Raw genomic sequence first — 9,150 nt, 5'->3', positions numbered from 1 at the left:
TCCGTCCAATCTCCGCCAAGCATGCTCAAGCTTCACGATTTTTGCAACAGAGCCGACAGGCTCGCCCCTGGTGCCTGCAGCCCGGCATCAGGGGCGAGGTGCGCCTTGTGGAGAGAGCTTTTGGCATTGGGCCCTCGGCGCTGACGGAGGCCATGGGCATGCTCAACCACCATTTCGCAGCAGCCGCCTGATCGGCGCAGAGCGACAGCCTACCTCTGACTGCCGCCAATCTTTGCAACAGAGCCTTTTTTGTTACGCGTACTTCGAGAAGTGTTTGATCCATATAAGAAATCCATGCTCGTCCTGGATTCGAGCGCTGTTGAATGGTCTCGGCCCTGCCGGACGACGCGTTCAGGGCATGGACCGCGTCGCTTGCGGACGGCGCGGTGGTTGCCTTTAGGCGTTGCTCAGGAGATGGATGACATTCTCGCTCGGCGGATGGCCGGGCCACTGGATGATCGCATCCTTGACGGAGGGCCGCGCGAAGAGCCGATTGGCATAGGCCTCGACACGGGGCTTGCCTGCACCGTCTTTCCAGAAACCCGAATAGCCGAGCCAGAGGAAGCGGTAGAGACTGACGGCCCAGAACAGGTCGGCGAGCGTGAAGCGGTCGCCGAACAGCCAAGGTCCGGTGGACGCCCCGAGGTCGCGATCGAGATCGGTAACCAGCTGCTCCGCCTTCGAGATGGCGGTCCGCATTTGCGGCTCGTTGATGACGAACGAGGCGGCGGCTTCCTCCTTCACAATCTTGTGTTGGTAGGCTTCGAGGAGAAGCGGGTCGCCGTCCGCGAGCGGGATATTGCGGCGCACGGCGTCGATCTTGTGTGCGTGGATGCCGGGCATGACCGCCTGCATGCTTTCGGGCCGACGATCACCGTCCGGATCGGCGCCGTAGAGCAGGGCTACATGGGGCGTCGTGTCAGCGAGCTGGACCTGCTTGAGCACAGCCTCCCGTATGTCGGCGGGCAGAAGATCGGTACCGCCGGACAAGGCGTCGCAGAGGTAGAGGCAGATTGCCTTGGAATCGGCGAGGATCCGGCCGGTCTCATGGTCGACGAGGGTCGGTACGACGAGCGGGTCGAACCCTTCGGAATCAACAGACGACTGCCCAGTGAACGAGCTGACAGGACGGTGCTTGGCTGCGGCTTCCGATCGCAACCGCAGCCGGACATATTGCGGACAATAATTCTCATTCTGCGGGGGAAGGATCGTCAACTCGTTGGAGCCGAAGGTCACGCCCTTCTCCATTAGGGTGCCGCGCACCTTTTGCGAGCAGACTGAGAACACGAAGTGGAACAGTTCGAACCGCGGTTCGACCGTCGCTTCGCGGCGAAGGAGGCTCGGTGACTGTCGATCCGGGCTAATCAGAGTCGATTGCTCAGGCTTGATAACCTCTTCACGGACTTTCCTCGCCAGGGTTTCTGTATCAGCGCTCATATTTTTATGATCCTTTTGCCTGGAACTGAGACGTTCGGGGATTTTTGCGGGCTAAATCGTCATGTAGAATGAGTGTGTTCCGCCGGCGGCCGGATGGCTGGTGAACTTTCCCGGCGCTCCTGCCCCACGCAGCGCGCAAGGCCGGTAAGCAGCGGCAGTGCAACATAGGTCGCGGCGGGCACGACAAGCCCCACGACCAAGAAGGAGCGCAGCAAAACGGGAAGATGGGCAATGGTGTCGCCCAAGAGAATGTTGACGAGGGCCACTAGCGGCGCGAGCGTGGTGATCAGCAGCAACACTCTGAGATGGCGTGTGCGGAGCGAAGGTTGGGGCGCAGCGCTCACCCCTTCCTTATTCAGACTTTGATGCGCTGCGTCTTGTCTCTCGACGTTCGCCCCTTGCCAGGGGTATCGCCGATCGAACCCGCCCATCCGCCATTCAAGAATGTCGATGCTTTGACGTGCCCCGGACACGGTCATGGGGTCTTCGGCGATGAAGGCCCGGGCTGCGTTCCAATCGTCGACATCAACGAGATATGTCGATCCGACCAAATCGCCGCCTTCGGCGAAGGTGGTCCCCACTGCCAAAATGCTTGCGGTGTGCGACGCAAGATAGGCGCGGTGTGCCGGTATGGCTGCTGTGCGCTCTGCCAGCTTTTCAGGCGAGATGGTGGTTATGACGGAGAACAGCATGGGACGTTCAATCCGTCAGACTTGGCGTGCTTTGCGGCACGAGCGGCTGATGTCGCGGCCCGCGCGTAGGGACCGGCGGGTTCAGCTCGAAGCGTGCGATCAGGGTGTCTCGCAACAACGCGATCTCGTCCGCCCCAATTCCATGGTCCTTGATCGGTTGAATATACTCGCCGACATCAGCACCAGAGAGTCTAAAGCGCTCAGCTGTCTCCCGCACATGCTCTGCCTTGACCCAATCGTCGTTCAGACCACCTGTGAATATCGCCTTGAGACCGGTAAACCGAGGCTCAACTGGCGCGGTTGGGAGCTCAAAACCCGGGAGGCTTCCGGTCAGCGAGCCCAGGAACCCCATTTTCGCAGCGCCGCACCACATGAAGTGACTGGCGAGGCAGGCACCCTGGCTGAAGCCGACTATGCCCTGACGGTCTAGCGCGACCCAGGCTGCTTCCAGCCGCGAGGAGATCTCAGCCAAGGCGGTGCAGGCGTCAGCCACAGACCTGTCGCCGTCTGGATCGAACCCGTCATATTTGGGCGAGTACCACGCCCCGGCGGGCGCTTGCAGGGCAAGCCAGGCGACAGAGGGCAGATCGAGCTGTCTCGCAAGTTCCAGCATCGCTTGCGCACGCTGGCCACGGCCGTGCAGAAGAATGATCGCAGCATTTGCCTGTTCGACAGGCGGGCCGGTCACGATTGTCCCATAGGGTCCTTCAGGGGAAAACGTCATCGCGGCGCTCCAGCAATATGGCGGCATAGCCGGTCCGCAAAGGCGACAGGATGCTGCATCGCGACCTGGTGCGCGGCACCCGTCACAACTTCGAATGCGGCACCTGGAATGAGAGCGGCGGTCGCGCGGACCGCCTCCGGTGGCACGGCGGCATCGTTCGCACCGGCTATGACGAGCGTTGGCGTTTCGACCTGCGGAAGAAGGCTTCTCGCGTCATGGCCCTTGATCGCTGCGACAGCGCCGGTGAATCCGGCAACTGTCGTGGCCAAGATCATCGACTCAGCAAGATCCAGCAGACCTTGGTCGACCGCTCCGGAAAACCATGCCGGATACACGATCGGCACCTGCGTAATGAGCCCGCCGCTGCGCACTGCGGCCACCCGCTTGTCCCAGATCGGCCAAGCTGGCTCTGGAACGAGAGAACCTGCTGCCACGAGTGTCAGCGAGATAAGCCGGTGTCCCGCCGTGGCGCCAAGATATTGCGCGACCATCGACCCGACCGACGTGCCAACAAGATGAACTCTTGCAAACGCGAGGTTATCCATTACATTAAGCACGTCGGCCGCCAGTTCGGCTAGACTGTAGTCGCCGGCACTCGGCGAACTCGTTCCATGACCCCGCAGGTCCATCGTGATCGCATATACCCCTGAAGGTAAACGACCGGCCACGTCATTCCAGGACCGCCAGTCGGCCAGCAGGGAAGAAAGGAGCAGGATCGGCTCACCGCTCGGCAAGCCAGTGGTATGAACACCGATCCGCGCACCATTTCGGCTATTGACTGCCCGATGTCGCCACATTCTCTTCACCCAGCCTGCGGAGTCATCCTTGCGATCAAATGACGATCGGATCGTTCATCGTCCGGAGGAGCTCGTCCTTTACACCTTCGAGCTGCGGCGCGACCTTGACCTCGCTGCCGAGCTTCTCGGGGCTCTCGTCATGGGTGAAACCAAGCGTGACCGAGGCTTCGAACAACACGCCGCCCGGCGTACGAACGTAGATCGATTCGAAGTAGCCGCGGTGCTTGCGATCTGAGAAATCGGTGTAGCCGAGGCCTTCCACGTCAAATTTGAGCGCGGCCTGCACGTCGAGGTCGGCGACTTCAAACGCGGCGTGATGAACTTGGCCTTCGCCAAGCGCCCAGGTGCCGGGCCTTTCGTCCTCATCGATATAGACGTCTAGCACCTTGGCCGCACCGCCATTGCCGAAAGCGTAGCGCTGGTAATTGCCGTCGCGTCCCTGGGGCTTCAGGTTCCAGGCATTGCGCATGAAGGAGTCCATCTCCTCATTGCGATTTAGGGTGGCCGTCCAGCTGTGAAAGCCCCGCAGCGCGACCTCCTTGGGCACATAGGGAGAGTCCCAGGGCTCGAACTGGCCGTCCGTGTCCTGCTCGATGATTTCGAAGCCGACACCGCAGTCGGGGTGCTCGAACGACAGATATTTCTGCCCGAACCGCTCACGCACTTCCGAGACGGTCACAGCGCGCTTTATGAGATGCTCCTGCCACCAGGAAAGCGTACCGACGGGTGCGTTATAGGAAACCGCCGATATCTGCCCTGCACCACGCTTTCCGGTGTAGCCAGCCTGGCGAACGGGGAAAGTGGTGTACAGCGTGCCCGGTTCGCCAAGCTCATTGCCGAAATACAGATGATAGACCGGCCGTGCGCCGTCGTAGAACATCGTCTTCTTGACGAGCCGCTGTCCCAGCGTCTTGACGAGAAGATCCACGTCGCCTTGCGCGGATCCGGTCGCGACGGTGATGTGATGAAGTCCTTCGACGCGTTCGGGCAGTTGCATCATGATCGCTCTCCACTATTTTCTGCGATTGCGGATCGTCTCTTCAAACCTGCACAACGATCGCTGCTGCAGCCTGTTTGAGGGATCAGGGAGTATTTGACAATTGGCGGACCTTCATAGATACAATTCAGATTGTGAATATAGATGACCTGGATTTTCGGCACTTGGTGCTTTTGGATGCGCTGTTAAAGCGGCACAGCGTCAGCGCCGCTGCACGAGAACTCGACCTACCGCAGCCCACCGCCAGCCATGGGCTGGCGCGCCTGCGCAAAGCATTGGGCGACCCGCTTCTCGTCCGGGCGCGCGACGGCATGGAGCCGACACCACGTGCCGAGGCGATCGCCGGGGTTGTTCAGCAACTGCTGGAACTGCGTCGCGACCTGGCTGAAGGCGGGCAGACATTCTCACCTGACCGTCTCAAGCGCGAATTCATCATTGCCGGATCGGACATCGCCCATCTTGTCGTTTTGACGGCGTTGCATTCGGCGGCGCGGTTCGAGGCACCACACACCAGCTACCGCGCACTCACGCTGAGCGGCGATGAAATGGTGAGCGCGCTCGAGACCGGGCATGTCGATATCGCCGTCGGCGCCTATCCGAGCCTTGTTGCCGGCATCAAGACGCAACGGCTCTACCAGGAGGAATATCTGTGCTTCGGAAAGGAAGGTCATCCGTTCATCAAGTCCGGTGAGACCGATGACTTCATGGCCGCAGATCATATCGTGGTCAGCACCAAGGGTATGGCCCATGCCCATCGTGCCGTCGAACGCGCTCTCCTCGACAAGATCCATCCCGATCGGATCAGGATCGTCGCGAGCAGCTTTCTCGTGGCGTTGGCAGCTTGCTTCGAGTCGGACCTTATTCTTACCGCTCCGGCTCGCGTGATTGGTCGGCTCGCCGAGGTCTACGGACTCCGGGCCGTGCGGCCGCCAATTCTTATGGAAGCATTTGAGGTCAGGCAATATTGGCATGCGAGGAACCAAGACGACCCGCCTCACCGCTGGTTGCGACAGCTCCTGCACAAGGTGCTGTCCGCGCGGATGTGAGAAAGCTGCCATCGACCTAGCAAAGAAAGCCCGGCCTAGGTTAAACCCGGGCCGGACAGATAGGAGCATCCGGAGTGGGATCAGTCCGGGTCGATCAGAATTTAAACCTCAAAGTCGCATAATATTCAGACGGCCTGTTCGGCACCGCGCTCAGCAGGCCAGCTCCATTGAGCTGATTGACGCCATTTGCGATGTAGCGTTTGTTGAAAACATTGTTCCCGCCAATTGCGAGAGACCAGTCGTCGCCGGGCGCGCTGTACGTGAGCGAGGCATTGACGAGGCTGACATTCCCACTGAACAACTCGGGCGTGTTTTCCGCATCCGCCGCCATGGTGGACTTGTAGGAATAATCCGCCCGCAGTGTGACCCGACCTTCATTGGCCAGGAAAACGTTGAACTCGGGAGATAGCGTCGCGGTCCACTTCGGGACACGCGGCAGCCGGCTCGCCAGCGTGATCGTGCCCGACGGATCGTTGATCCTCCGATAGTAAGCGTCAATGTATCCCGCCGACGCGCTCACGCGGAAGACGCGGCTCGGCGCGAAGATCGTCTCGACCTCGAAACCCTTGATTCTGGCGTTGCCGGCGTTCTCGAAGGAGGCACCGATGCCGCGCTGGATCTGGATCTGGATGCCCTTGTAGTCCGTGTAGAATGCCGCAGCATTGACTTGCAGCATTCGATCGAAAAGCTGCGACTTGAAGCCGATCTCGAACGTGTCGGCTTTCTCCGGATTGAAGCTCGGCGCCTGCTTGTCCGCAGGCTTGGTCGGATCCGGCGGGACCGGAGCGGCGACGCGGGTCGTCCAGCCGCCCGACTTGAACCCCTTCGAGAATGATCCGTACAGCATTATCCGCTCGGTCGGATGGAGTTCGATGCCGACGCGCGGCGAAACATTGCTGAACGAGAGCTTCTGCTCCCCTGTCGGGTAGAATTGCGACAGGTCTGTCGGATCCGGGAACAGAAATGCCGGAGTACCGAGTTTGGTGAGAAGCATATTGAGGTCCCGCTGGCTTCCAACGAGCGTCTTATCTTCCTTGGTATAACGTCCGCCCAGCGTGATCCCGATGAGATCGTTCACACGGTAGTTGAGGTGCGTGAAGAGCGCGTAGGACTTGGTGTTGAACCGATAGTTTCCGACGATCTGCAACAGACCGCCGGGAAATGCGACATCCTCCGATTCCCTACCACCTTCTGAGAAATAATACGCGCCGACGAGATAATCGAGTTTGTCATTGAACGCCTTGCCCGAAAGCTGCAGCTCTTCGCTGAACTGATGCTGCTTCACCCGGAATGAGCCCTCGAACCCCACGACCGGTGAGTTGTCGAGATCCTGTCCGAAACGGGTGTCGAGATTGCGATAGGCGGTGATCGACTTCAAGGCAGGTCCACCCAAGTCGATATCGACGGTCCCTGTGAATCCGAAATTGCGCGTGTTGGTAAAATTGATACCCGTGCCGTAACCACGGTTGAGGCTACCGGTAACGAAGCGGTTATCGATCGGAAGCCGACTATTGGTGGGATCGGCGTCCGCGTTCGCGCCGGCGATAGCCGGGAGGCCGCCCGCACGCGGGCCACAGGCGCCGCCGAGACCAATCGCGCCGAGCACTGACTCCGGAAGGCTGATGCAGGTATTATAGAGGCCGGCCAAAGTGGAGTCCGGGACGCCGTTTCCGTCCGCATCGACTGGCGTTCCGGCCGGTGACAACACAGTTGACCGTGTACCGAGAAGAGTGCTTGGCGAAGCGCTCGTTTCCGAGTTGAGATAGTCGCCCTCCAGCGTCACATCGATCGCATTGGTCGCGTTCCATAGCAATTTACCGCGAACGCCCTGTTCGCTGATGCCGCCTGCTGCGGTCCGCGAGGTATAATCGATCTGCTGGAAGGCTTCTGAAGGATCCGAAGCAAAGCCTGCAGCTCCAGGGAACGGGATCCGTTTCTGCCAAGCGTTCCGGTTCTTCGACGAGAAGGCAATGCTGCTCTTGAGCTTGCCCTCGACGATCGGGATGTTGATGACGCCACCGACATCGATTCGGTTGAAGCGACCGCCCGAGACCTGACCCATCACGCTGAAATCGTCTGTCGGTTTGCGGGTGACGACGCTGATCGCGCCACCGATGGTGTTGCGTCCGAACAGCGTACCCTGAGGGCCCTTCAGGATCTCGATGCGTTCCACGTCGAGAAGATCGACATTCGACCCGGCGGTACGCGCGAGGTAGACACCATCGACATAGGTGCCGACGCCCGGGTCGAAGTTGAGTGCGAAGTCGTCCTGGCCGATGCCGCGGATGAATCCGGACAACATCGATGGCGAACTGAAAATCTGCGACGTGGACGATAGCTGCACGCCGGGGGTGAGGTTCGCGAGCTGCGAAACATTGTCGACGCCTTTTTCCTGCAGGGCCGCACCGGAAAAAGCTGCAACGGCAATCGGGACCTGTTGGACATTCTCCGCGCGGCGCTGCGCCGTGACCACGATGTCCCCGATGCCGACATTGGACGCGGGGTCTGTGCTTTCCGCCTGAGCAGGCGCCACGGCTTGAGGCAGCGCCGGAGCAATCTGTGCCTCAGCGGGGGCCTGCGCGTATGCCGGGGTCCAGCCGAGCGCACCAGCCGTGCCGAGCATCAGCCCAATTTTGATGCGGTTTTTCATATTGTACCTCTCCCTCCCTCTTTATTTTTCGCAAGCTGGCTGGCTGCTTTGGCAGCCAGTGGCACTTGCGCGCTTTCAAACAGCGTTAATGCAAGAAGTCATCACACCTGACTTTCAACTCACGTGCAGACTGGATCTCGCTAGACTTACGACAGAAGCGACAGTCAGCCAGGAAACAGGCGGACTGAATCCTAAGCGTCCACTGACTGCTTCTGATCGCTCGCCTCTTCGCCGTTGGATTGCTCCTGCGCGATAAGTTTACGCAGCATGCGACGAGCGCGCACCGCGCCAGCATCGCCAGCCAGGAGCACAGGCCGCATGGACATGATGTCCCGATCGCCGACTTGCGCCTGTTGGAGAGCGATCATCGGCTTGTCCTCTTCCTCGAACGCATATTCGATGCCGGCGCGCAATTTTGCGGAGAACTCCTCATTGTCCGGATGGATGTCGCGCCCGAAAGCCCAGAAATAATGTGTGGTGTCCGGTGACTCCGGCGTCATCACGTGGATGGACGTGTGCATATGCCCGTCCTCCTTTGGCGTGCCAGGCTCGGCATAATAGCTGAGCAGCGACATCGACCCGGGCGCTGTCCACTGAACGTCCGTCCATGCGTCGAAGCGCTTGCCATGCGAGTTGAACATGTTGTTCATGATGTCCGAGATGAAGTCGTTAGGATGAGAGACATTGCTCCACACCGTGTCGCCATCCTGGAACACGTGCCTCTTGCCGATGGTGAAGGCCGGCGCGCTTAGATGTAGGCGCTTGCAACCGTAGCAGCTTCTGCTCGCAAACAGCGCCTTTTCCTGC

At 60.1% G+C, this 9,150-nt stretch carries 7 protein-coding genes and 2 pseudogenes; 2 read left to right on the top strand and 7 right to left on the bottom strand.

Annotated features, from left to right (window positions below; all coding sequences use genetic code 11):
* Window positions 1–191: pseudogene (locus tag SPHS8_RS19930) on the top strand (hypothetical protein); the annotation flags it as partial.
* A gap of 205 nt (window positions 192–396) precedes the next feature.
* On the opposite strand, the gene linD reads toward SPHS8_RS19930, so the two are convergent.
* From linD to linE, 5 genes are all read right to left on the bottom strand, one after another.
* Window positions 397–1,437, bottom strand: coding sequence for a 2,5-dichlorohydroquinone reductive dechlorinase (linD, locus tag SPHS8_RS19925; protein WP_013035740.1), 1,041 nt, complete (start codon window positions 1,435–1,437; stop codon window positions 397–399).
* 59 nt (window positions 1,438–1,496) lie between these two features.
* Window positions 1,497–2,129 (bottom strand): YciI family protein, encoded by a 633-nt coding sequence (locus tag SPHS8_RS19920; protein ID WP_007686013.1) that lies wholly within the window; start codon window positions 2,127–2,129, stop codon window positions 1,497–1,499.
* Between the two features lie 7 nt (window positions 2,130–2,136).
* Entirely contained in the window at window positions 2,137–2,853 is a 717-nt protein-coding gene (locus SPHS8_RS19915; RefSeq protein WP_007686010.1) for an alpha/beta hydrolase, read from the bottom strand.
* On the bottom strand, window positions 2,850–3,587 hold the full coding sequence (locus tag SPHS8_RS19910) for an alpha/beta fold hydrolase (RefSeq protein ID WP_020817419.1): 738 nt from the start codon (window positions 3,585–3,587) through the stop codon (window positions 2,850–2,852). The genes SPHS8_RS19915 and SPHS8_RS19910 overlap by 4 nt, the downstream gene beginning before the upstream one ends.
* A gap of 97 nt (window positions 3,588–3,684) precedes the next feature.
* A complete protein-coding gene (gene linE, locus SPHS8_RS19905; protein WP_007686007.1) occupies window positions 3,685–4,650 on the bottom strand; it encodes a chlorohydroquinone/hydroquinone 1,2-dioxygenase in 966 nt (321 codons plus the stop codon).
* A 131-nt stretch (window positions 4,651–4,781) separates the two neighbouring features.
* On the opposite strand from linE, the gene SPHS8_RS19900 reads away from it, so the two are divergent.
* Window positions 4,782–5,693: a LysR family transcriptional regulator gene (locus SPHS8_RS19900; RefSeq protein ID WP_013041683.1), complete on the top strand. Its 912-nt coding sequence runs from the start codon at window positions 4,782–4,784 to the stop codon at window positions 5,691–5,693.
* A gap of 94 nt (window positions 5,694–5,787) precedes the next feature.
* Here SPHS8_RS19900 and SPHS8_RS19895 read toward each other — a convergent pair whose 3' ends face one another.
* Both SPHS8_RS19895 and SPHS8_RS19890 read right to left on the bottom strand, forming a co-directional pair.
* Complete coding sequence (locus SPHS8_RS19895) at window positions 5,788–8,343, bottom strand: TonB-dependent receptor (RefSeq protein ID WP_007685998.1); 2,556 nt, start codon at window positions 8,341–8,343, stop codon at window positions 5,788–5,790.
* Window positions 8,344–8,534: 191 nt separating this feature from the next.
* Window positions 8,535–9,150, bottom strand: a pseudogene (locus tag SPHS8_RS19890) (aromatic ring-hydroxylating dioxygenase subunit alpha); the annotation flags it as partial.

Source organism: Sphingobium sp. S6 (genome assembly GCF_905120495.1).
GTDB lineage: Bacteria > Pseudomonadota > Alphaproteobacteria > Sphingomonadales > Sphingomonadaceae > Sphingobium > Sphingobium agri.
Note: the sequence above shows the minus strand (reverse complement) of the source record. Positions and strands in the feature narration are given on the sequence as shown.

Coding starts and splice junctions, on each gene's coding strand:
- linE (WP_007686007.1), bottom strand. CDS start 4,650: ATGATGCAACTGCCCGAACGCGTCGAAGGACTTCATCACATCACCGTC.
- linD (WP_013035740.1), bottom strand. CDS start 1,437: ATGAGCGCTGATACAGAAACCCTGGCGAGGAAAGTCCGTGAAGAGGTT.
- SPHS8_RS19895 (WP_007685998.1), bottom strand. CDS start 8,343: ATGAAAAACCGCATCAAAATTGGGCTGATGCTCGGCACGGCTGGTGCG.
- SPHS8_RS19915 (WP_007686010.1), bottom strand. CDS start 2,853: ATGACGTTTTCCCCTGAAGGACCCTATGGGACAATCGTGACCGGCCCG.
- SPHS8_RS19920 (WP_007686013.1), bottom strand. CDS start 2,129: ATGCTGTTCTCCGTCATAACCACCATCTCGCCTGAAAAGCTGGCAGAG.